The sequence below is a fragment of the Caballeronia sp. INML3B genome, assembly GCF_023631305.1.
GTDB lineage: Bacteria > Pseudomonadota > Gammaproteobacteria > Burkholderiales > Burkholderiaceae > Caballeronia > Caballeronia turbans.
The window spans coordinates 85,693-107,514 of record NZ_JALQDI010000048.1 but is presented as its reverse complement, the minus strand read 5'-3'; the positions used below and the strand labels follow the sequence as shown (position 1 = coordinate 107,514).

Here is a 21,822-nt window from a genome sequence, read left to right as displayed (position 1 = left end):
TATGGCGGGGTCACTGAATCTTGGGCAAATCGCCGGCAAGTCCCGATGGACGGGCTGCTTGGCCCTGCTGGCTCAGCCGTCTTTTCTTCGACCGGGCACGTGTGCTCAAAGGCACGATAACCGCAACACCGATACGGTCGGGATCGAAAACGACCCGGCGAACCAGTCCGAACCTTTACATCAAACGGACAAACACCAGGAAGGCAGTCATGAATGATCGATTGGTTGACGTAGTAGACCGCAGCGGCACGGTGCTGCACACGTACCCGATTACCCTAAGTGATTCGGGCAACGCCGCGCACGACTCGGAATACCAAGCCAAGGCGCTCGAAGCAGCCGCCCACGGCCGGCTTGTCCCCGATGCTGAACTCGGCACCCTGACGGCCAGGATGCATATTAGTCGGGGCGGGCAGATGGCTCCCTACGGCGATGACCTGGAGAAAAACTCAGAGACGAAGCTCGGTTTAGAACAGGCGGTTCGGGAACGCGCGTATTTGCTCTGGGAGAAGGACGGGCGCCCTGAAGGGTATGCGCAAGAGTATTGGCATCGCGCTCTTGACCAGCATCTTCGGGAGCGGGCCTACGTTTTGTGGCAGCAAGAAGGAAGTCCCGAGGGGCGGCAAGATGAATATTGGCGTCGGCTTGTGGATTTCCAGGCTCAGTGAGTGCCGCGCGCCCGGTTGTCCGGGCCGTACGGCGAAATAACCGCCTAGCAGTGTGATCTTCAGGTCGGTCAGTGCAGCCCAGCTGAGGGTCGAACAAAACGGACGTAGCTGGGAGTTACTCGTGCGGCCGGCAGCCCGCCAACTGAAGAATGCCAGCGCCGACGCCTCTTTAGCGTGCTGCGTCGCAGTGCATGCGCACGGGTCGATGGATCCCATCAAATCTCGATCTCTGCGCGCCAGGCATTGCTCGCCTTCGAGCCACTCGACGACATCAACGTATTTCGACTGCAATCTGGAATCCTGCACTGGCCTGTGGCGCGACAATTTGGAGGAGAGAATTGCTTTTCATTTCATCAAAACTTCTCGAGCGTCAGATACATGCTTTTTACTTGGGCAGATAACGGAAGAAAATATTGAAGTGGGCAGCGTCCTACGTACCTGCCATGTGAAAGCACGAGCCTTTTTCAAAGGAGGACCGATAACGGCGTGTTCAGTGGAGCGTCAGTGCTTTGGAGCGCCAAACACTGCCTCGCGTGGCGCCCGACATTGAGCCCAGAGCTTCCGTGCAGATTCCTGTCTGAGCGGTCTGCATTTCCTGCACTACACTCGTTGATGTAGAACAAAGACGTCGTGCGCACGGGAGAAGGCGTCATGAGCCGGCCGCTGGATGATGAACTCTTGCGCGCGTCGCGCGTCAGGCCTGCCAGGCGCTGGATCGCATGGTTTTTCGCCATCGCGAGCGTGATCATTTGCGCGGTGGCGGTGCGCATGACGCAGATCGAAATGCAGACCTCGCTTCGGCAGGCCCGTTACTTGTCGGAGTTGGGGCGCGAGATCGGCTTTTCTGTCGGCGAGGGACCCAGCGCCAGCGTTCCGCGGGCGTCCGCCGGACCCTATGATGTGCGGCTCGGCTATGCGTTGCTGCCGTCGTTCGAGGAGCGGCTCCTTGCGCGCGGGTTTGCCGTCACCGCGCAGGCGCGCGGCTCGGCAGCCATGCTGTCAATGGCCGATCGGGGCCTTTTCGTTCCCTATGAAGAGAAGGACCGCGCCGGGCTTGCACTGCTCGATTCGCGCGGCAACCCGCTTTACAGCGCTTCGAGTCCCGGTCTCGCCTACGAGAGCTTCGAGTCCATTCCGCCGGTCATCGTCAATGCACTGCTGTTCATCGAGGATCGCAGCCTGCTCGACAACAGCCTGCCCAACCGCAATCCGGCAATCGACTGGGGACGCTTGGGCCGCGCACTCTTCGACCAGGGCCTGCGAGTCGTCGACAAGCATGCCCCGCAACCGGGCGGCAGCACGCTGGCGACCCAGATCGAGAAGTTCCGCCACTCGTCGGGCGGACGCACGGCGTCGCCGCCGGAGAAGCTCCGCCAGATCGCATCGGCTTCCGTGCGTGCGTATCTCGAGGGCCCGCAGACGATGCCCGCGCGCCGCCAGCTCGTCGTGCGCTATCTGAACTCAGTGCCGCTTGCGGCGCGGCCGGGCATCGGCGAGATCAACGGGCTTCCAGACGGCATGGCCGCGTGGTACGGACGCGACTTCGACGAATACAACCGCATCCTTAACGCACCAGTTTCGGCCGACATGCTCGATGCGCAGGCGCTCGCGTTCAAACAGGCGCTATCGCTGATGATTGCGCAGCGCGCGCCATCGCGCTTTCTGCGCCCGGGCAGCCCGGAGCTCGAGCGCCGTACCGACAGCTACCTGCGCCTGCTCGGGGCGAACGGCATTATCGCCCCGGCGCTGCGCGACACGGCGCTTGCCGTGCCGCTCGAACTGAATCCGGCGCCGCATCGTCGCGCGGCGGTGTCGTTCGTCGCGCGTAAGGGCGTGACCGCGCTGCGCTCGAACCTGCTTACGATGCTGGGCGTTTCCAGCCTCTACGATCTCGACCGTCTCGACCTCAGCGTCACCGCCACGCTCGACGACGCGGTGCAGCGGGCCGTGAGCGAGCGGCTCGCGAGCGCGGCCACCCGCGATGGCGCGGCGGATGCCGGGCTATTCGGCTATCACATGCTGCGGCCCCGCGATAATCCTTCGAACATCTCGTACAGCTTCACGCTGATGGAGCGCAAAGGCGGCTCGAACCTCGTGCGCGTGCAGACCGACAGCGTCAACGAACCTTTCGACATCAGCCGCAGCGGGCGACTCAACCTGGGCTCGACAGCCAAGATGCGCACGGTTATCACCTACCTGCAGATCGTCGCGGCGCTGCACGCGCGCTATGGGGCGATGAGCGCAGCGCAGTTGCGAGTCGTGACGCCCGACCGCCAGGATGTCCTGACGCGCTGGGCGCTCGACTATCTCGCGAAGACCCCGGACCGCTCGCTCCCCGCGATGCTCGATGCTGCCGTCGCGCGCAAGTATTCCGCGGGCGCCGGCGAGACTTTCTACACCGGTGGCGGCGCACAGGCCTTCTCCAACTTCGAGGCGACCGACAACTCGCGCGTGCTCACCGTGGAGAGCGCGTTCCAGCATTCAGTGAATCTCGTGTTCGTGCGCCTGATGCGCGATATCGTCCATTACGAAATGGTCGAGGCGGCGGGGCCGTCGTCGGACTGGCTCAACGATCCGGTGGTGCGTCACGCCTACCTGACCCGTTTCGCCGACGCGGAGAGCCGCGTGTACATGAACCGCTTCTACACCAGATACCGGCTCCGGACTGCAGACGAGGCTCTTGCGCTGCTGTTGCGCGACGTGCGCAAGTCGCCGCCGAAGCTCGCAACGGTGTTGAGAAGCGTCGCACCCGACGAGCCGCAGGCGTGGTTCGATGTCCGCATGCGCGCGGCGCTGCGCGGCACGCCGTCCGCGTCGATCACGGACGAGGACCTGGCGAAGCTCTACGTCAAATACGGCGTCGACAAGTTCAATCTCAACGATCGCGGGTATATCGCGAGCGTGCATCCGCTTGAACTGTGGACGCTGAACTATCTGCGATCGCATCCGCTTGCGACGCTGACTGACTTGCAGGAGGCGAGCCGCGATGCGCGCGCCACCGCCTATTCATGGCTCTTCAAGACACGCTATCACGCGACGCAGGACAGACGCATCAAGCGCATGGTCGAGTTGCAGGCGTATGCGCAGATCACGAAAGCGTGGCGCGCGCTCGGCTACCCGTTCTCATCGGTTACGCCTTCCTTTGCTACCGCGATCGGGGCTTCGGGCGACCGTCCGGAGGCGCTCGCGCAACTGGTCGGTATCGTGGAGAACGGTGGCCAGGGTCTCGCCACGCAGCGCATCTCGACGCTCGAATTCGCGAAAGATACACCGTTTGAGACCCGGTTCACCCAGGTGAGCGCGCCGGCGAAGCCGTTGCTCGCGCCCGAGATCGCAACGGTGGTTCAACGGCTCCTGCGCGACGTGGTCGAGGGCGGCACGGCGAAGCGTCTCGCCGATGGCCTGACATTGCCCGATGGCCGCGCACTCGACGTCTCCGGCAAGACGGGCACCGGCGACCAGCGCTTCAACGTGTATGCCCGCGGCCGGCGTCTCATCGAATCGCGCAAGGTGAACAGGACGGCCACGTTCGTCTTCGTGATCGGCGAGCGCTTCTTCGGCACGATCACGGCCTACGTCCGCGAGCCTTACGCCGCGCATTACGACTTCACAAGCGCGCTCGCCGTGCAGTTGCTGAAGTCGCTCGGGCCGGCGCTGCAGCCTCTACTGGCCGACGGACAGGCGGCTGGAGCCGCCGGCGAAGCGAAACCGGAATCCCGGTAGAAGCGCGCGTCAGGATGCCAGGCGCAGATGCCGCTTGCCGGAAGTGGTGTTTTCCGAGGGTCCGGTATGGCGTGAATTGCGCCCTGGCCCAATGCGAACGGGCGATCATCCGACGATGTCGATCCTGCGTGCTCGCGTGATACACGCGCGGCATCCCCTGAACCTGCAATCCGGCGCCTGCGGGATCCAGCGATGCCGGATTGCGCGGACCGTCCCGATCGTTCATTTCAAATCGACAGGCACGAAGCTGCGCACACGCTCGCGCTGAATCAGCAAGGCAAGCAGCGCCGTGTTCGAGCTAACAGATTCATGCACCAGACGCCTCATCCTCGACAGGATGACTTTCAGACGCGCGATACCTTGTCGTGAACTTGCATTCCTAAGGACTTCGAGTTTCGCGCCGTAAACCAAATAAGCGGCCAGACATTTCCTCGTCGCCTGTCGCCTTACCTTCTGAAGCGCAAATCAATTGAACCCTAGCGAGTCGCGCATTCGCCATGCGGGGGAATTTTTCATGGCCTCGACACGTTACGATATTCCCAGCTCGATGCGTCGCAGATTCCTTTCGACGCTCGTCCTGGGCGCCGGCTCGCTCGCGCTAACTGCATGTGGTGGTGGCGGGTCGAATTCGTCGACTGCGGCGAGCTCGTCAAACAACACAAGCCCGAGCACGACCGCCGGCTCGCAGGGCACGAGCAACGTCAGTCCGAGCCCGGCCGCTAGTCCTCAGAGCGCGAACGAGACCGGTCCGGGCACGGGCTCCGGCACCAGCTCGCAGAGCGCGAGCAACGCCAGTTTGAACGGCGTCTTGCTTGACGCGTCCTTCGGCGTGAAAGGCGACGGGATCACGAACGACCGCGTTGCGCTGCAAGCCGCGATCGACGGGTCAGTCGGACAGATTCTGCTGATCACCGGGCAAAGCCGGATAGACAGCACGGGCCTCACGCTGCGCTCGAACACCCACATACGGTTTGCGCAGGGCGCTTCGATCAAGATGCTCGCTCACAATACTGACTGGTATCAGATGCTGCGCATCTGGGATGTGAGCGACGTGAAAATCGAGTCGCCGTACCTCGACGGCAGCAAGTCGCTTAATGCGGCCACGTCGGGCGAGTGGGGCATGGGCATCTCGATCGCCGGCAGCTCGAACGTCACGATTACCTCGCCGACAACCATCGACTGCTGGGGTGACGGCATATACATCGCCAACAGCTACGTCGCGGACGGCGTGACGAGCAAGTCCGTCACGATAAACAACCATCTCGCGGACGGCTGTCGTCGCCAGGGTGTGACTATCACTTCGGGCGACACCATCACTTTCAACAACCCTATCTGGCAGAACATAGCTGGCACAGCGCCTCAAGCGGGGCTCGACATAGAGCCGAATGACAACTCGGCGGTGTTCCGGGCTATCAGGATCGTCAACCCGAAGACGCTGGACTGCGGGGGGCCGGGCATCCAGGTCGATCTGGGATCGCTCGCGGGACCGGTCGCCAAGACCGTCGATATTCACATCTCGAACCATATCGACAACAGCCAGAACGATGGCCCATTTAGCGTCGGCGGCCTGGAGCCGAGTGGCTACATCGTGACGGGATCGATCACGAGCACAAATCCGGTGTGGAAGGAGAACTGGTACCTGGGTGACTGGATACCGTCAGGCCCGACCATCTCGGTTGTGAACCCGACCATCGGCTAAGTGTGCGACCCGAGAAGTTGCGCCGTCATTCACGCCCCCAATGCGATTGCTCTCACCGCTCTCATCAGCTACGGGAAGTGAGCCGTTTGTCAGTTCTGGGCGCGCCGGGGGGCGCAAGCAGCCTGCGATGAGCGGCGGCGTAAATACGGTCGGCGCCGTCGTGAAAAGTCTTCAGCATACTTGGCCTCCACATCGGTCGGCAGCCAGAAAAAGGCCTTCAGCTCTTGCCCGCCGGGACGACGGGATACGTCGATCGGGATGGCGTTTTCCAATCTCAAGCCGAGGCCTGGGCAATTGATCGAGTGGCGGCATGCGCCACGTGTCTCGCAGATGCCGCAGTTGCGCGTTCGATTCGACGCCCACCGCTCTTTTCCGTCTTACGTTACCTGCGCATAGTGCTCCTCGATGCCCGCGGCCAACTGCGTCACCAGCCGGCTCATCGCTACCTGCGTACGCCATGCGACGTGCGGCGTTACGATCAAGTCGGCTCGGGGATTGCGCAGCAGCGGATGATCGGGCGCAGGCGGCTCCTGCTCCAGCACGTCGAACGCGGCGTTGGCGATCAGTTTGCGATCGAGCGCCTCGACGAGCGCAGCTTCGTCGACGATCCCGCCGCGCGCCGTGTTCACGAGCGATGCAGTACGCTTCATCCGCTCGAATTCGCCTATCCCGCAAAGATGCCGCGTTTCTTCCGTGAGAGGACAATGCAGGCTGATCACATCGGACTCGCGCAGCACCTCGTCGAATGCGGAGTAGCCGGGACGGACCGCAGTTGCGCCCTTGCGGTCGGCGAAGAGCACACGCATGCCGAACGCCTCGGCGAGTTGGCCGATGCGCTTGCCGCCATGCCCCGACCCGATGATGCCAAGCGTCGAGCCGTAGAGATCCACGACCGGATGCAGTTCCGCATAGAAGGTGGGCGAGCCGCTCCCGCCTCCGGCGTAAATGTCACGCCAATACGGCACGAGATTGCGGCGCAACGCCATCATCAGCGCGAAGGCGTGCTCGGGCATCGGTCGTTTCGCGTCTGACCGCGCGGCGGCCTACTTCGCAGTCGATTGGGCCATTGCGCGGCTTAATGGCGAAGAACTCGAGCCGCCTTTCAGGATGCTGGACGCATGAGGCCTCGCTCAGCGCTTGACGGCTCGATCTTTCCGGAAGTTGCGAAAGCACATTTCATAAGTTCTGCGGCCAGATGTTGTCCGCATCTTCATAACATGGTGACCTAGCGTCGACGCAAATCGTCGCTGCTTGGCAGGCAATACCGTGATCGGCGACCGGATGGCGCGGATCGCAACTGCATGCAGCGTCTCGACGTGGGCGCCGCGCTGGTGCGGATGCAGTTCTTCAACGGGACGCGATAATAAAAGGCGGCACCATCAAGTGCCGCCCATTCATAAGAGCACCGAGCCCCGTCAGAAGACTTACCGCACCTTGCCCGCCTTCCACGCCGACAGCAGTTGCTCATACTTCACTGTTTCGCCCTTCGGCTTTTCGTTGGCGAGCGCCTTCCACGGCGCGTGTTGGTCCGACAGCCACTTGGACGGATCGCTTTGCGCATTCAGCTCCGGCGCGCAAACCTTCATGCCGGCCCGCTGCAAACGGGCCAACACCTGGTCCATTTCCTTCGCGAGGTTATCCATTGCAGCCTGCGGAGTTTTTTCGCCGGCGACGGCGGTGCCAACGTTCTTCCACCAGAGTTGCGCCATCTTTGGATAGTCGGGCACGTTGTTGCCGGTCGGCGTCCACGCGACGCGCGCAGGGCTGCGATAGAACTCGATCAAGCCGCCGTACTTGTCCGCGTTTTTCGTGAAGTAGTCGCTATGAATGTCGGAGTCGCGAATGAACGTGAGACCGACAATCGACTTCTTGAGCGACACGCTCTTCGACGTCACGAACTGCGCGTACAGCCACGCGGCGGCGCGCTGATTCGGCGGCGTCGACTTGAAGAACGTCCACGAGCCGACGTCCTGATAGCCGTTTTGCATGCCGTCCTTCCAGTAAGCGCCGTGCGGGGACGGCGCCATGCGCCACTTCGGCGTGCCGTCCGCATTCGTAACGTTGCCCGGCTTGAGCATCGACGCCGTGAACGCGGTGTACCAGAACACCTGTTGCGCGATCCGGCCTTGCGCGGGCACAGGGCCCGCTTCGCTGAAAGTCATGCCGGACGCTTCTGGCGGCGCGTATTTCTTGAGCCAGTTGATGTATTTGGTCGTCGCGTAGACTGCTGCCGGGCTGTTGGTGCCACCGCCGCGCGACACCGACGCGCCTACCGGATGACAGCCGTCAGGCGTCACGCGAATGCCCCATTCGTCGACGGGCATGCCGTTCGGAATGCCCTTGTCGGCTGCGCCCGCCATGGAAAGCCATGCGTCCGTGAAGCGCCAGCCGAGCGACGGGTCTTTCTTGCCGTAATCCATATGGCCGTAAACTTTTTCTCCGTCGATAGTTTTCACGTCGTTCGTAAAGAACTCGGCGATGTCTTCATACGCGGACCAGTTGACCGGAACGCCGAGATCGTAGCCGTATTTCGCCTTGAACTTGTCCTGCAAGTCCTTGCGTGCGAACCAGTCCGCGCGGAACCAGTAAAGGTTCGCGAACTGCTGGTCGGGAAGCTGATAAAGCTTTTTGTCCGGCGCGGTCGTAAAACTCGTGCCGATAAAGTCTTTCAGGTCAAGACCGGGGTTCGTATATTCCTTGCCTTCGCCTGCCATGTAATCCGATAGCGGAACGATCACGCCATAGCGATAGTGCGTGCCGATCAGGTCCGAGTCCGAGATCCAGCCGTCGTAAATGCTTTGCCCGGATTGCATCGAGGTCTGCAATTTCTCGACGACGTCCCCTTCCTGAATGATGTCGTGCTTCACCTTAATGCCGGTGATTTCACTAAACGCGTTGGCAAGCGTTTTTGATTCGTAGGTATGCGTATCAATCGTTTCCGATACTACATGCACTTCCTTGACGCCTTGCGATTTGAGTTTCGCCGCGGTGTCGATGAACCATTTCATCTCGTCCATCTGTTGCTGTTTCGAAAGCGTGCTCGGTTGAAACTCGCTATCCACCCATTTCTGCGCCTCAGGCGTGCCCGCCACAGCCTGGTTCGCGAAGGCACCAGACACGATGCTTGCCACTGCCAGCGCGACGATCCGTCTCCTCTGATGCATGGTCTTCTCCTGTGTCTTCCGTGCCCCTTCGATCTTGTCGGCGCCCGCTGGGGGCATCAGCGGAACCGGCAGTTGCCAGTCTTCATTGCATGCTTCGGCTTTCTAGCCCTTCCACATGATTGCGAGCAACACCAGCACCGAGGCTGCGAAGCCCGGCCAGGAACTCGATCCCTCGGCGCTGATTGCGAGCCACGCGAGATTCACATACGCGGCAGCTAGCAGGCCGATGAACAGGCGATCACCGCGAGTCGTCGCGATAGGCAGAAAGCCCTTGCGTTCATGAGTCGGCGAGCGCAGTTCCCATACCGTCATGCCGCCCAGCATAACGACGATGCAGCCGAAGAAGATTGCGACCTCGGGCGTCCAGTACATCCACGTGAACATCACACTCTCCCCATCGCGAAACCCTTCGCGATGTAGTTGCGCACGAAGTAGATCACGAGCGCGCCTGGAACGATGGTCAGCACGCCCGCCGCCGACAGCACGCCCCAGTCCATGCCGGCCGCCGACACGGTGCGCGTCATCACGGCAGCGATAGGTTTCGCGTTGACCGAAGTCAGCGTGCGCGCGAGCAGCAGTTCGACCCAGCTGAACATGAAGCAGAAAAAAGCCGTGACGCCGACGCCCGACTTGATGAGCGGCAGAAAGATTTTCACGAAGAATGCGGGAAACGTATAGCCGTCTATGTACGCGGTTTCGTCGATCTCGCGCGAGACGCCCGACATGAAGCCTTCGAGAATCCACACCGCAAGCGGCACGTTGAACAGCATGTGCGCAAGTGCGACGGCAATGTACGTGTCGGTCAGGCCGACGCTCGAATAGAGCTGGAAAAACGGCAGCAAAAATACGGCGGGCGGCGTCATGCGGTTGGTGAGCAGCCAGAAGAACATGTGCTTGTCGCCGAGAAATCGATAACGTGAGAACGCGTACGCGGCGGGCAGCGCGACCAGCACCGACATCACGGTGTTCATCAGCACGTAGATGATCGAATTGATGTAGCCCCAGTACCACGAAGGATCGGTGAAGATCACCTTGTAGTTTTCGAACGTCACGTGCTGCGGCAGCGTGGCGAACGTCGACATGGTCTCCTCGTTTGTGCGCAGGGAGATCGAGAACATCCAGTAAAGCGGTATCAGCGCAAACAGCATATAGACGACGAGCATCAACGTCCGCGTCCAGCGGCGCCTATCCTGCATGGTCGTCTCCTTGCGCGGCGAGGCCACCTTTGCCCACGCGGCTCATCCAGTTATAGAGAATGAAGCACAGAAGCAGGATGATCAGGAAATAGATCAGCGAGAAAGCCGCGGCCGGGCCAAGATCGAACTGGCCGACCGCTTTTTGTGTCAGATACTGACTGAGGAAGGTTGTGGAGTCGCCGGGACCGCCGCCCGTCAGCACGAACGGCTCGGTATAGATCATGAAGCTGTCCATGAAGCGGAGCAGCACGGCGATCATCAGCACGCCGCGCATCTTCGGCAATTCGATGTAGCGGAATACCGCAAAACGGCTTGCGCCATCTATTTCCGCGGCCTGATAGAAGGCGTCCGGAATCGCCCGCAAGCCCGCATAGCAGAGCAGCGCGACGAGCGGGGTCCAGTGCCAGATGTCCATCACCAGCACGGTGAGCCATGCGGCCGTGGGACTCGCCGTGTAGTTGTAGTCGAAGCCAAGACCATTGAGCCAGTAACCGAGCAGTCCAATATCCGGGCGCCCGAAGATCTGCCAGATCGTGCCCACCACGTTCCATGGAATCAGCAACGGCATGGCAAGCACGATGAGCGTGGCCGATGCGCGCCATCCCGAAGCCGGCATCGAAAGTGCGAGGCCCACGCCCAATGGAATCTCAAACAGCAGAACGCACGCGGAGAAAATGACCTGTCTGCCGAGCGCTTCGCGCAAATCCGGGTCGGTCATGATGTTGCGAAACCACTCCGTACCGACGAACACATGCTGCGTCGGGCCGATGATGTCCTGCACCGAATAGTTGACCACCGTCATCAGCGGCAGGATCGCGGAAAACGCGACGCAGATGAACACCGGAATGACCAGCAACCACGCTTTCTGATTGACGGGCTTGTTCATCGCGCGGCCCCTTCGGAGATGCGTGTTTCGATTCTTTCGTCATTGCAGAAGAACACGGTTTCGGGCGCAATGAGATGCAGCCAGGCAGGTCCGTCGACAACCCGCACATGCGGCTCGAGCCTTGCATTGAACACATTGCCGTCGCATTGCGCGGTAACCAGTTGATAGTTGCCGAGCTGCTGCGCGCGCAGCACCCGCGCGTTGACCGCGCCGGCTCCTCCTTCTTGCGAAAGGCGGACGAATTCCGGGCGAATCCCAAGCTTGAGCGCGCCGTTTGCCTGCTGATGCGCGCCACGTAGCGTCGCAAGCGTACCGGCGTCGAGCGGCAAGCGCTGCGAGCCGATTCTTGCGCCGTCGGCGTCGAGCTCGATCGGACAGAGATTCATGCCCGGACTGCCGATGAAGTAGCCAACAAACGCGTGATCCGGCCGCAGAAAAAGCGCATCGGCTCCGCCCTTCTGAACGACGCGGCCATTTGTCATCACCACGACTTCATCGGCGAAAGTCAGCGCTTCTACCTGATCATGCGTCACGTAGATAAGCGTGAGCTTGAGTTGCTGGTGGATCTTCTTCAACTGCCGCCGCAGGATCCACTTCATCGCGGGGTCGATCACAGTCAACGGTTCGTCAAAGAGAATCGCCGCGACGTCCTTTCGCACGAGGCCGCGCCCAAGCGAGATTTTCTGCTTGGCGTCGGCGGCCAGATTGCTCGCCTTGTTCGGCAGGTCGCGCGTCATATCGAGGATATCCGCGACTTCGTGCACGCGCTTCGTGACCTCGGCGGCTGACATCTTGCGATTGCGCAGCGGAAACGCGAGGTTATCGAACACGGTCATCGTGTCGTAGACCACGGGGAACTGGAACACCTGGGCGATGTTGCGCTCGCGCGCGCCGAGCGCCGTCACGTCGCGTCCGTCGAACAGCACCTTGCCCTCCGACGGCTTGACGAGCCCCGACACGATATTCAGCAGCGTGGTCTTGCCGCAACCCGATGGCCCGAGCAACGCATAAGCGCCGCCGGCATCCCAGACCATGCTCATGGGTTGAAGCGCGTAGTCGTCGAGAGTCGCGGGGCTCGGTCTGTACGCGTGCGCGAGATTCTGGAACTCAATGCACGCCATAAGCCGCCTCCGGGCTGGACACCAGTTGGGTATCCGCGCCGAACACAAACAGTTCGTCAGGGTCGATGAAAACGTCGAGCTGCGTGCCGAGCTCGATCTGATGCACGCCTTGCAACTGCGCAACCAGGTCGACCGCGCCGGTGAGCGTGCGCAAGTGCAGATACGTTTCCGAGCCGCTCAGTTCAGCGAGTTCGAGCCGGCACGGAACGGCGATCGCATGAGAGGACTTCGCCTGAAGACGCAGGTGCCCCGGCCGGATGCCGATGCGGCATGCGCCGTTCGCCGCGGGACCGTGCTGGACTGGAACCTCCACGCCGATCGGCAGACGCGCGCGGCCGTTGCCGCAGTCGCTCGTCAGCATGTTCATAGGCGGGTCGTTGAAAACGGCCGCGGCCGCGACGTTGACCGGTGCGTTATAGACATCGAGAGTGGGACCGAACTGCAGAACCCGGCCTTTATCGACGATTGCCGTATAGCCGCCCAGCAGTAGCGCTTCGAGAGGTTCGGTGGTCGCGTAGACGACGGTCGTCTTGCCGTCAGCGAAGAGCGTAGACAGTTCCATGCGCAATTCCTCGCGCAGTTTGTAATCGAGATTCACGAGCGGCTCGTCGAGCAGCACCAGCGACGTGCGCTTCACGAGTGCGCGCGCGAGCGCGCAGCGCTGCTGCTGGCCGCCCGACAGTTCACCTGGCCGCCGCTCCAGCAAATGGTCGATATGCAGTCTGGCTGCGACTTCCTGCACGCGCCGGCGGATTTCGGCAGGGTCGGTTTTTTGCAGGCGCAAAGGCGAGGCGATGTTTTCGGAAACTGTCATCGCCGGGTAGTTGATGAACTGCTGATAGACCATCGCGAGATTGCGCTGGCGCACGCTGACGCCTGTCACGTCCTGGCCGTCGACGAGCACTCGGCCGCCGTTCGGCCTGTCCAGACCCGCCATGACGCGCATCAGCGCGGTTTTGCCAGCCTGCGTGGGTCCGAGAAGCACATTGATGGCGCCGGGGACGAGGCGCAAATCCACGCCGTAAAGATACGGTTGCCCGCCAGAAACGACACTGACTCGCTCCAGTTCCAGGACCAAATCGCTCTCCTTTGCGGCGTGCGCGACGCCAGTCGCAGAAGCCGGCGCTTTAAGGTGGCGTCAGTTGGGTTGCACATCGATTACATGCAGCAGCCAAAATGTCCCTTTTGTTGGTTTTTGTTTAAATCGGGGTAAACCTTACGACAGGAAGAATTAGAGAACATCGTCGGCGGGTGGGGGAGATCGAGGATGGCAGCACCGAGCTTTGTCAATACGATTTTCGGTATCGCAAAGATGCTCGGAGCCAAAAGCGGCTGGACGAAGTGGCGAGCATGAACTTGGAGCGAGAGGATGAGCGTCTGGGGATCATCGATGATCTGAAGGTTCGAGCTGAGCAGATGGTCTCGGTAACCGCATTGACGGAAGCTGGCAACGAGAGGGGATCACGGAAGTCGGACGAAACGCATGTAGCCCCCGGGCTCGAGCTTGCCCCACGCAGCCGCTCGCTTTTTCGCGGTGCGGAAAAGGCAGTGACTGAATAAACCCCTTAATTCAAACGCTTCTCGGGAGACTTTGATTCCCGACCGCTTAACACCTACAACAAGAAGTGTCCCACGACGTTCTTCGTGGCTGAAGTCAACCAGCAAACGAGGCGCATATGAGCTATCGAGTGAGGGGCAGCATTCTTGAAGTGTGCGAATGCAACGTGCTATGTCCGTGCTGGATTGGGGAAGATCCCGACAACGGCATATGCCGGAGCGCGATCGCCTACCACTACGAGCAAGGCTTGATCGACGATATCGATGTGTCCGGGGTGACGGTCGCGTTCGCCGCGTTCATTCCTGGCAACGTGCTGAAAGGCGGTTGGCGCGTCGCAATGTATGTCGACGAGCAAGCAAGCGAGGCGCAATTCAACGCGCTGGTGAGCGCGCACCGTGGCGAACGCGGTGGACCGCTTGCGGATATCGTGAAATTGATCGGCGAGATGGTATCGGTGGAACGGGCTGTGATTGAATATTCGGTCGTCGACGGCAAGGGCAGGATGAAGGTCGGCGAAACCATCGAGGCCGAACTGGAGCCCTATCGGGGTCCAACGGGAGAGCCAACGAAACTTGTCGATAGCATCTTCTCGACGATACCCGGATCGCCCGCCTTCGTCGGCCGGGCGAACTCGTTTCGGCTGCGACACGAAGCCCTCAATCTTGATCTCGACTTGACGGGGCATAACGCCATTCAGGGATCGTTCAGCTTTACGTCGTGAAGATGCGCCTTCGCTCGCGGCTTTTCGCGTTGCTCTTTTCCACTTTGATAGCAAGTGCGTGGATCGCGCTATGGTCGTGGGATGCTGGGCCGTATGCGCGCTACCTGCATCATGCGAGCTGGAGCGAACTGCCGGGCGTTGGCCCGATATGTCGCGCGGTGCCCGCTGCCAGCGTCACGATCGTAGCGTCGCTGCACAGCGCCGCATGGCTCCTGATGATCGCGGCGATGATGTTGCCGACCGCTTTTCCTTTGTTCGACTGCTTCAGGCGGATGACCCTCTCACGCACCAAAGGGCGCACGCTAGTCGCGTTGCTCATCTCTGGTTACGCGGCTGCATGGGCCGCGTTCGGGCTTGTCGCGCATGGCTTCGATGCCGCACTCCATCTGCTCGTGGAGCGATCGACGACGCTGCTCGCGGAGGGGTGGCTGATCGGCGCCGCCATCGTCGCGCTGGCTGGCGTCTATCAATTCAGCACGTTCAAACACCGTTGTCTTGACAAATGCCGCTCGCCGCTCATGTTCCTCATCGAGCATTGGCACGGCCGGAATCCGTGCCGCGAGAGCTTTCTGCTCGGGGCGAGACACGGCGTTTTCTGCATCGGCTGTTGCTGGGCGCTCATGTTGCTGATGTTCGCCGTCGGCACAGGAAGCGTTGGCTGGATGCTTGCGCTGGGTGCGATCATGGCGGCCGAGAAGAATTTGCGCTTGGGAAAGTTCATCGGCAAGCCGCTCGGTGTCGCGTTGCTTGTGTGGTCCGCAGGGATCGTGGTGTGGAATGCCCGTATCGTCTGAGTAGATGCCAACATCGGCTCGACCTTACGTAGCTTCCTCTGCATGCCTTCCCGTTTCCTGCACAAGAGCGAAAAAGAAGATCCGCAAAGTTGAAGATCAAGCCCAACGATTTCGTCGTCGACGACGCGCTACCACCGCGATTCCTCAGGCAGCGAGACTGCATGAGCAGACTTCGTGACCTTTGACTTCCTCCCGGTGTGCGGCCCAAGTAGGCGTCCCTGGCGCATGGTCGAAGGAACTCAGGACGGCCATTGACTCCGCTTGGCGGACCGAACTGGATCGACTCGAGCTGGCCTGGTACCTACATTGCGTCGCGCGCACGACAAATGCAGCTGCCCGGCTAAGAATCGCTGGCTGACGAGTTTCACGACAGCCGCCGCAACGCGAATGAACCCGCGCTGAGTTGATTGCGCAGAAAATCCACGGCCACGCGCACTTTCGCAGATGCTGACGAACGCGCCGTCGATATGGCCCACACGTCGGCGGGACGCCAGTAGTCTGGCAAAATGCGCATCAGTTCGCCCGACTCGATACCTTCGTCCGTGGCGTTGCTTGGACTCTCCGAATACAGGTCAACCCGGCACACGGTCATTCGGCACTGGGGCGAGTATTGCTCCATCCGCCGATGCCGATGCCGATGCCGATGCTCGTCGAAGGCGACCGTTCTTTCGTACCTATAGGGCAGCGCTACTGCCTGTTTGTGAGGGCGTATCGCCCAGCCATTGCAAGAATCCGCCCACATGCTGCGCCCACAGGTCGGGACGCGTCATGGTGAAATGTCCCGGCGACGACGATGTGCCCTGCTGCACGACGAACCGGCCCTGCTGAAGCGTCGGAACAAGTCTCTCGAGGACCTGTAGCGAGTCGGGATTGAACTCGTCGTCGGAAAAATTCAGGGCGAAGAGTTTTGCCTTGATCCTGGGAAGCGCTGGCTGGGGATCGTAGCTGAATGATGGGCGGCTACAACTTGGGACCGACCGTTACGGCTGCGCAGATTCGAACGGCAGTTCAGGGTCGGCATCGGCCCCAGATGCTACTTCTGACATTGGAAGTAGCACCGAGACTCGCTGTTGGCAGAAGATCAGAGGACCAGCGCAGTCGTCAGCCTGGAAGCCAATGAAACGCCAATCCGATCGCGCCAAGGATTAGGGCCATACCAGCAGAGAACGCGACGATTAGATCGACATAGGTTCGCCAAGCGGGCCTATATAAGTTGACGAGGATTGATTGCCCTAGTTTTCACTCGCCACTGGGAAAACGTCGCCGACGCGACAGGCGTCGCTTATCGTGGCTATGCGACAGACCGTCTCCGGATAGCGAAGGGATTGAGCGGGCGAGTCCAGCACGGCGAGTTCGCCGGCTCGCCGTCCCGACTCTGCTACAAGCATTCCTGTGCTTGCTCAGGTAACGCGCACGAACTCTCCTTCGGCGAAGAACCACGCCGACATCGTCCGTGCCAGCTCGAGCACAACCTCCGCGTCGGTCCGGCCGGAGGACGCGCGCACGTGGAACGAATGATCTGCGTCGTCCACCACATGCAGCGTGGCGCGTGGCCCCAGCGTCTGAACGACCGACCTCAGCAGGTGAAGCTCGGCCAGCTTGTCGCGCGTGCCTTGCAGGAAGAGAATCGGTACCGTGACGTCCGCCAGGTGGTGTGCCCGCTCTACGCCGGGCGCGCCCGCCGGGTGCAGCGGGAACGCGACGAAAGCGAGGCCACGCACGCCCTCGAGCGGGGAGATGGCTTGGGCCTGGGACGTCATGCGGCCGCCGAACGACCTGCCGCCCGCGAAGAGCGGCAGGGCTGGCAGCCTCCGGCGCGCCTCTGCGACGGCTGCCTGCACGGCAGCATGTGCCACGGCCGGCGAGTCCACCCGCTTGGAGCCCCGCTCCATGTACGGAAACTGGTAGCGCAATGTGGCGACATTGGCGGCCGCAAGCGCGTCGGCCAATGACGACATGCCGGTGTGCTGCATGCCCGCCCCGGCGCCGTGCGCGAAGACATACAGGGCTCGCGCGTCCTCCGGCACTCGGAGGAGCGCGGAGACCTTAGTGCCGTCGGGCAGTGCCAGGGAAAGCGATTCTGGGTCGTCCATCGTATTCAGGTCGTGTCGTTGTGGCCTTTGCGCCGATTCTGCATCAATGAGGCATCGGGGATGGAGCGTGCGCCTATCGTGAACGGCGCCGCAGTCGCGATGTGTCGGTTGACGACCGCAAGCCCGACCTGTGGGCCGCAACGTCATCCGCGCTTTGAGACATCTGGGTATCAGCACGCCTGCATCATTGTCAGCAAGCTGTTGCGACACTGCAATCAGCGTTAAAGGAAGTTCACGGCACCCCGCCGAAAAAGATGCTCAGGTGCATCGAGGAGGCGCGTCTCACCGGGATGCTCCAATGAATTCGGCTGTGATCAAAAGCTCAATCCGGAGGCCACCGCATTGCCGCCATTGCGCGATTACGACCGGGTTTTCGGGCGGCGAGCGCGAGGGGGTGAGCACGTCGGAACGCGAACATCTTAAGGCGCTGGAGCGTGAAGTCAAGGAACTGCGCCGCCCCAACGAGATTCTGAAACTGGCGAGTGCGTTTTTCGCCCAGGCGGAGCTCGACCGCCGCCTGAAGTCCTGAAGGCCTTCATCGATCAGCATCGCGACACCTTCGGGGGTCGAGCCGATCTGCAAGGTCTTGCGGATTGCTCCGTCGGGCTACCGGCGCCATGCTGCGCAGCTTCGCGGGCGTCGCGCCGCTGCGCTCGTGCCATACGCGATGAACGCCTGCGGCCCGAGATCCAGCGTATCTGGCAAGCCAACATGCGTGTCTATGGAGCGGATAAAGTCTGGAAGCAGCTGAACCGAGAGCGTATCGCGGTGGCTCGCTGCACGGTCGAACGGCTCATGAAGCAGGTCGCTGTAGCCATGCATGCCCTCGGGAGATCCGGGGACCTTGATCTCGACGATCAGCAGGGTCAGCGCGATTGCGAAGACCGCGTCGCTGATTCCCTCGAAGCGGTCAAGTCCCCGCTCGGCACCGTGCGTTTCCGCGGCGGTAGATTGGTTAAGCCTACGTAGCGTCATGTAAGTCCTTTCGCACGCCGGAGCCGCTCCTCGCGGCACAGCACGCGTAATCTTTGTCGGACAGTCTGACTTACAGTATGACGCTTTTGGCCGAAGCCAATCGGAAGCCCTCTACGCGTGTGCGTCGGACATCTCGCCAGGATCAAGAGTTTGAAAGGCGAGTGGCGTGCGAGCCATCGAACGATGGCGTTCGCATTTCGGTCAATCGTCAAACGGAGGATGAGTAAAGATGCGCCAAGACGACCAACGTCCGTCATAGAACCGGGCCCGGTTACGCGTGCCAGCGTGGTGATTATTGGCCGCCACCGCAACTTACCCAGTGCTTGTCGAGTTGTCCCAGTCCCAACGGGACCATGAGAACAAGGAGGCCGTAAAGTCCTGGTCTCAAGTTAGCGAGCGCCACCGTCAATGGAGCTGCGGCAAATAGCGTCCCGACGGTGTCCTTCGCGAGTCAAAGTGCTTAAGGTCCCTGTCGACCCCCGCTTAACCGTCCTTCCCAGTCCTTCGTCTCGGTCAGGTATGCGTCCATCTCCTGCCAGAACTCATCGGAAGGGTTTTCAAAGAGGCGGGCGAAGGACTCGCTGAATTCATCAGCGGTCTTTGCGCCGAAAACGATCGTGCTTACCGCCGAATGCCGCAGCGGAAAGAGCAGGGCAGCGGTAGCCAGGCAGACGTGATGGCGCTGGCAAATACGTTCCAATTCTTCCGTTTGCAACAGGGCCGGTCGCGTCGCGGGGCGCATGTTGTAGAAGGCGTCGGGACGGGAACCGGTCGCGAGAATCCCCGAATTGAATGGCGACGCCGCGATCCAGGCGATGCCGTTCTCGGCGCAGTGCTGCAGCAATGCGGTGCTGCCGGTGCGAAGCAACGAGTACTCTCCCGCCGGCATGACGACATCGACGCCGGCCAGTTCGGCGAAGTCCAGACAGGCCTGCCAGTCCATGCTGGCGACACCTATCGCGCCAACCACTTTTTCATCCTTGAGTCGCTGTAAGGCGGGAAACGCACCTTCGACGGCCGTCATGAGTTCCTCGCGATACGCCGTTCGGGCAAAACCGGGATCGAGATCGTGAATAAAAACGGCATCGAGACGATCGACCTTCAGCCGCGACAGGCTGCGCTCGACCGATCGCAGCGTCGTATCGTACGTGTAGTCCAGGTAGAAGTCGCTACCACCTGGCAAGGAGCTTGCGCCAGGCTGGCTCAAGTACCTGCCGAGTTTGGTCGATACATACAGCTCGTCTCGCGGATACTCAGCCAGCGCCGCGCCGAGCCGCTGCTCGCTTTCACCGCCAAGATAAGCCGCTGAGGTATCGAAATATCGGACGCCGCTGGCCCACGCGGCATGAATCATGTCTGAGAACGCCTGCTCGCCCGCGGCGTTCGCGAGGCTGCCGGCTCCGACTCCCACCCGAGGAAACCGAACAGTTCCATTCGGCGTTGCAATTCTCGCGTTCATTAATTTCGGCATCCTTTATAAAGTATTCACAGAATGGCATCAATATGGTGGCTGCCGCAAAGACGCTGGCCGCCGAAAATGCGTCGGCGAGCTTACCTGGTATGTTCGTTTGCGGCGATGTAATCGCGGCGCACGCGTTCCGCGGAGGCCTTGAGAACGGCGACGGCCCGCGCGCCGACACGTTCCGAATAACGTACCGACGGAATCGCGACGTTCAGCGATCCAAGCGGAAAGCCCGACGATGACAACACCGGCACGCCCACGCCGACGATGCCCTGCGTGTATTCGTCGATCGAATAGGCGACCCCGGTCTGTCGGATGGTTTCGATCTGTGCGAGGAGCGCCTTCTTTGCTGTGATCGTCTTTGATGTGATGGCTTGCATCTTCACGGTCTTGATGTACTCGCTGCGCATCTGATCCGGAAGAAAGGCGAGAATCACCTTTCCGCCCGACACAGCATAAAGCGGCGCAAGATCGCCGAGTCGCAGATGCGACACCAGCCGTTGCGGGCTGGTCACCGTCGCGGCGACTTCCACCTGGTCGCCCTTGAGCTGATTGAGCGCGCAGGACTCCAGCGTCTGTTGTGTAATCTCTGCCAGCACCGGTTGCGCGCAGCTGACGAGCGAACGGCTATGGGTGGACTGCTGGGAAAGCCGGATCAGCGCTTCGCCAAGGCGATAACCCTTGGTGACAGGGACGAATTCGACAAAGCCACGAGCCGTAAGGTTCTTGAGCAGCTTGGTCAGCGAACTCTTCGGTATGTCCAGCGCTTCCGCGATTTCCGCATGGGACATCTCGCGTCCCCATCGCGCGAGCAACTCGATCACGTCGAGCACCCGATCCGCCGACTTCACCACTCCATTCGATTCGTCTTCCAACAGCATATCCAGCTCCTGTTTACCTATGGAAACACCTTGGCGTCATGATACTGGACCAGCGAGGAACGTCCGCATCCGCGCTTGGATGTGTCTCGCCTGTTCGTCGAACGGCAGGCCACGTAGCGCGAGCGTCGGCGCCTCGACAGCGAGCGGAAGATCAGACCGCAGTTTCCACAGCAGTTCGCGCAGCGGTAATTCACCATCTCCGGGTAGCAGCCGGGCCGTTCTCGCTTCTTTTCTCCGCGCTTCGAGAGACTGCGGTGCGGCGCTCGGTGCATCGCAAATCTGGATGTATTCGATCAGCGCCGGGTCGATCGCATCGATCTGCTCGCACGTTGCGCCCGAACGGAAGAATTGCAGTGCGTCAATCAGTATCCGCGCGTTCGGCTGTCCGCTGGATCGCACGAGCTCGAGCGCGTCGGCCGGCGTGCTGACCGCGCAGTACGTGATCGCTTCGAGTCCGACCGAAAGGCCGAAACCGTCCGCCGCCTCGCAGAGACGGCCGAAGTTGTCCCGCAGGCGATCGCGTTCGGTGTCGTTGCCGACGCAGAGCACGTGCCGCGCACCGAGCGTACGACCCGCTTCGAGTGCGGGCAGTAGTGACGCGACATCCGTCTGCGGGCTCAGCCAGATGGCTTCGATATCCAGTAGCCTGACGCCGGTTGCGTCGAGTCGCGCGTGTAGCTCGCGGATGAGTGCGGGATTGTTCGCGACGTCCACGATCGCATCCGTAGCGGTAGGGGCGATCAGCCGCAAGCCGCAATACTCGAATCCCGCAGCGGCTGCCGCATCGACGAGTTGCAGCGGATGCGCGTCGAGGATGGTCAGATGATGCAGCGATAGTTCATGCATGAGAACGCGTCCGTAACATTAAAAATGGCTCGAGGCGC

General features: G+C 61.2%; 17 protein-coding genes, 2 pseudogenes and 1 other annotated feature. Of the genes and pseudogenes, 6 read left to right on the top strand and 13 right to left on the bottom strand.

Annotated features, from left to right (window positions below; translation table 11 throughout):
- Positions 1-209 precede the first annotated feature (209 nt).
- The 3 genes from NCS58_RS22200 (at position 210) to NCS58_RS22190 (ending at position 6,087) form a co-directional block, all read left to right on the top strand.
- Positions 210-665, top strand: coding sequence for a DUF2934 domain-containing protein (locus tag NCS58_RS22200; RefSeq protein WP_061119027.1), 456 nt, complete (start codon positions 210-212; stop codon positions 663-665).
- A gap of 651 nt (positions 666-1,316) precedes the next feature.
- Positions 1,317-4,388 carry a transglycosylase domain-containing protein gene (locus tag NCS58_RS22195; RefSeq protein WP_250477569.1) on the top strand — a complete coding sequence of 1,024 codons (3,072 nt, stop codon included), beginning with the start codon at positions 1,317-1,319 and terminating at the stop codon, positions 4,386-4,388.
- 514 nt (positions 4,389-4,902) lie between these two features.
- Positions 4,903-6,087, top strand: a complete 1,185-nt coding sequence (locus NCS58_RS22190; RefSeq protein WP_061119028.1) for a right-handed parallel beta-helix repeat-containing protein — start codon at positions 4,903-4,905, stop codon at positions 6,085-6,087.
- Positions 6,088-6,464: 377 nt separating this feature from the next.
- Here NCS58_RS22190 and NCS58_RS22185 read toward each other — a convergent pair whose 3' ends face one another.
- The 7 genes from NCS58_RS22185 to NCS58_RS22155 all read right to left on the bottom strand — a co-directional run bounded on the left by NCS58_RS22185 (position 6,465) and on the right by NCS58_RS22155 (position 13,532).
- Positions 6,465-7,100 (bottom strand): NAD(P)-dependent oxidoreductase, encoded by a 636-nt coding sequence (locus NCS58_RS22185; protein ID WP_250477568.1) that lies wholly within the window; start codon positions 7,098-7,100, stop codon positions 6,465-6,467.
- Between the two features lie 411 nt (positions 7,101-7,511).
- The gene (locus tag NCS58_RS22180; protein ID WP_061119029.1) at positions 7,512-9,251 is read right to left on the bottom strand and encodes an ABC transporter substrate-binding protein; all 1,740 of its coding nucleotides are present in this window, start codon (positions 9,249-9,251) and stop codon (positions 7,512-7,514) included.
- Between the two features lie 102 nt (positions 9,252-9,353).
- Complete coding sequence (locus tag NCS58_RS22175) at positions 9,354-9,635, bottom strand: DUF2160 domain-containing protein (protein ID WP_061119030.1); 282 nt, start codon at positions 9,633-9,635, stop codon at positions 9,354-9,356.
- Positions 9,635-10,447 carry a carbohydrate ABC transporter permease gene (locus tag NCS58_RS22170; RefSeq protein ID WP_061119094.1) on the bottom strand — a complete coding sequence of 271 codons (813 nt, stop codon included), beginning with the start codon at positions 10,445-10,447 and terminating at the stop codon, positions 9,635-9,637. Before NCS58_RS22170 ends, NCS58_RS22175 begins: the two co-directional genes overlap by 1 nt.
- Positions 10,437-11,333, bottom strand: coding sequence for a carbohydrate ABC transporter permease (locus NCS58_RS22165; RefSeq protein ID WP_061119031.1), 897 nt, complete (start codon positions 11,331-11,333; stop codon positions 10,437-10,439). Before NCS58_RS22165 ends, NCS58_RS22170 begins: the two co-directional genes overlap by 11 nt.
- Positions 11,330-12,454, bottom strand: a complete 1,125-nt coding sequence (locus tag NCS58_RS22160) for an ABC transporter ATP-binding protein (RefSeq protein ID WP_061119032.1) — start codon at positions 12,452-12,454, stop codon at positions 11,330-11,332. The genes NCS58_RS22165 and NCS58_RS22160 overlap by 4 nt, the downstream gene beginning before the upstream one ends.
- Positions 12,441-13,532, bottom strand: a complete 1,092-nt coding sequence (locus tag NCS58_RS22155; RefSeq protein ID WP_061119033.1) for an ABC transporter ATP-binding protein — start codon at positions 13,530-13,532, stop codon at positions 12,441-12,443. The genes NCS58_RS22160 and NCS58_RS22155 overlap by 14 nt, the downstream gene beginning before the upstream one ends.
- Positions 13,533-14,130: 598 nt before the next feature.
- Here NCS58_RS22155 and NCS58_RS22150 point away from each other — a divergent pair.
- Both NCS58_RS22150 and NCS58_RS22145 read left to right on the top strand, forming a co-directional pair.
- Entirely contained in the window at positions 14,131-14,733 is a 603-nt protein-coding gene (locus tag NCS58_RS22150) for a DUF1326 domain-containing protein (protein ID WP_061119035.1), read from the top strand.
- Between the two features lie 2 nt (positions 14,734-14,735).
- Complete coding sequence (locus NCS58_RS22145; protein WP_061119036.1) at positions 14,736-15,527, top strand: DUF2182 domain-containing protein; 792 nt, start codon at positions 14,736-14,738, stop codon at positions 15,525-15,527.
- Between the two features lie 364 nt (positions 15,528-15,891).
- Here the strand turns inward: NCS58_RS22145 and NCS58_RS22140 are convergent, their stop codons facing one another.
- Positions 15,892-16,146, bottom strand: coding sequence for a hypothetical protein (locus NCS58_RS22140; protein WP_143756355.1), 255 nt, complete (start codon positions 16,144-16,146; stop codon positions 15,892-15,894).
- Positions 16,147-16,927: 781 nt separating this feature from the next.
- Positions 16,928-17,620, bottom strand: a complete 693-nt coding sequence (locus tag NCS58_RS22135) for an alpha/beta family hydrolase (RefSeq protein WP_061119038.1) — start codon at positions 17,618-17,620, stop codon at positions 16,928-16,930.
- A gap of 379 nt (positions 17,621-17,999) precedes the next feature.
- On the opposite strand from NCS58_RS22135, the pseudogene NCS58_RS22130 reads away from it, so the two are divergent.
- A pseudogene (locus NCS58_RS22130) lies at positions 18,000-18,433 on the top strand (IS3 family transposase); the annotation flags it as partial.
- Positions 18,104-18,221, top strand: a sequence feature (AL1L pseudoknot). (Overlaps the previous pseudogene by 118 nt.)
- Before the next feature lie 27 nt (positions 18,434-18,460).
- On the opposite strand, the pseudogene NCS58_RS22125 reads toward NCS58_RS22130, so the two are convergent.
- The 4 genes and pseudogenes from NCS58_RS22125 to NCS58_RS22110 form a co-directional block, all read right to left on the bottom strand.
- Positions 18,461-18,595 (bottom strand): annotated as a pseudogene (locus NCS58_RS22125) (TMEM175 family protein); the annotation flags it as partial.
- 460 nt (positions 18,596-19,055) lie between these two features.
- Positions 19,056-20,054, bottom strand: a complete 999-nt coding sequence (locus NCS58_RS22120; protein WP_250477567.1) for an aldo/keto reductase — start codon at positions 20,052-20,054, stop codon at positions 19,056-19,058.
- Between the two features lie 92 nt (positions 20,055-20,146).
- Positions 20,147-20,938 (bottom strand): IclR family transcriptional regulator, encoded by a 792-nt coding sequence (locus tag NCS58_RS22115; protein ID WP_061119041.1) that lies wholly within the window; start codon positions 20,936-20,938, stop codon positions 20,147-20,149.
- Positions 20,939-20,974: 36 nt separating this feature from the next.
- On the bottom strand, positions 20,975-21,784 hold the full coding sequence (locus tag NCS58_RS22110) for a sugar phosphate isomerase/epimerase (RefSeq protein ID WP_061119042.1): 810 nt from the start codon (positions 21,782-21,784) through the stop codon (positions 20,975-20,977).
- Positions 21,785-21,822 lie beyond the last annotated feature (38 nt).

Excerpts from the sequence above, each read along its gene's own strand:
- NCS58_RS22135 (WP_061119038.1), bottom strand. The coding sequence starts at position 17,620 with ATGGACGACCCAGAATCGCTTTCCCTGGCACTGCCCGACGGCACTAAG.
- NCS58_RS22200 (WP_061119027.1), top strand. The coding sequence starts at position 210 with ATGAATGATCGATTGGTTGACGTAGTAGACCGCAGCGGCACGGTGCTG.
- NCS58_RS22165 (WP_061119031.1), bottom strand. The coding sequence starts at position 11,333 with ATGAACAAGCCCGTCAATCAGAAAGCGTGGTTGCTGGTCATTCCGGTG.
- NCS58_RS22180 (WP_061119029.1), bottom strand. The coding sequence starts at position 9,251 with ATGCATCAGAGGAGACGGATCGTCGCGCTGGCAGTGGCAAGCATCGTG.
- NCS58_RS22195 (WP_250477569.1), top strand. The coding sequence starts at position 1,317 with ATGAGCCGGCCGCTGGATGATGAACTCTTGCGCGCGTCGCGCGTCAGG.
- NCS58_RS22150 (WP_061119035.1), top strand. The coding sequence starts at position 14,131 with ATGAGCTATCGAGTGAGGGGCAGCATTCTTGAAGTGTGCGAATGCAAC.
- NCS58_RS22170 (WP_061119094.1), bottom strand. The coding sequence starts at position 10,447 with ATGCAGGATAGGCGCCGCTGGACGCGGACGTTGATGCTCGTCGTCTAT.
- NCS58_RS22175 (WP_061119030.1), bottom strand. The coding sequence starts at position 9,635 with ATGTTCACGTGGATGTACTGGACGCCCGAGGTCGCAATCTTCTTCGGC.
- NCS58_RS22160 (WP_061119032.1), bottom strand. The coding sequence starts at position 12,454 with ATGGCGTGCATTGAGTTCCAGAATCTCGCGCACGCGTACAGACCGAGC.
- NCS58_RS22110 (WP_061119042.1), bottom strand. The coding sequence starts at position 21,784 with ATGCATGAACTATCGCTGCATCATCTGACCATCCTCGACGCGCATCCG.
- NCS58_RS22185 (WP_250477568.1), bottom strand. The coding sequence starts at position 7,100 with ATGCCCGAGCACGCCTTCGCGCTGATGATGGCGTTGCGCCGCAATCTC.
- NCS58_RS22140 (WP_143756355.1), bottom strand. The coding sequence starts at position 16,146 with ATGGAGCAATACTCGCCCCAGTGCCGAATGACCGTGTGCCGGGTTGAC.
- NCS58_RS22190 (WP_061119028.1), top strand. The coding sequence starts at position 4,903 with ATGGCCTCGACACGTTACGATATTCCCAGCTCGATGCGTCGCAGATTC.
- NCS58_RS22120 (WP_250477567.1), bottom strand. The coding sequence starts at position 20,054 with ATGAACGCGAGAATTGCAACGCCGAATGGAACTGTTCGGTTTCCTCGG.
- NCS58_RS22115 (WP_061119041.1), bottom strand. The coding sequence starts at position 20,938 with ATGCTGTTGGAAGACGAATCGAATGGAGTGGTGAAGTCGGCGGATCGG.
- NCS58_RS22145 (WP_061119036.1), top strand. The coding sequence starts at position 14,736 with ATGCGCCTTCGCTCGCGGCTTTTCGCGTTGCTCTTTTCCACTTTGATA.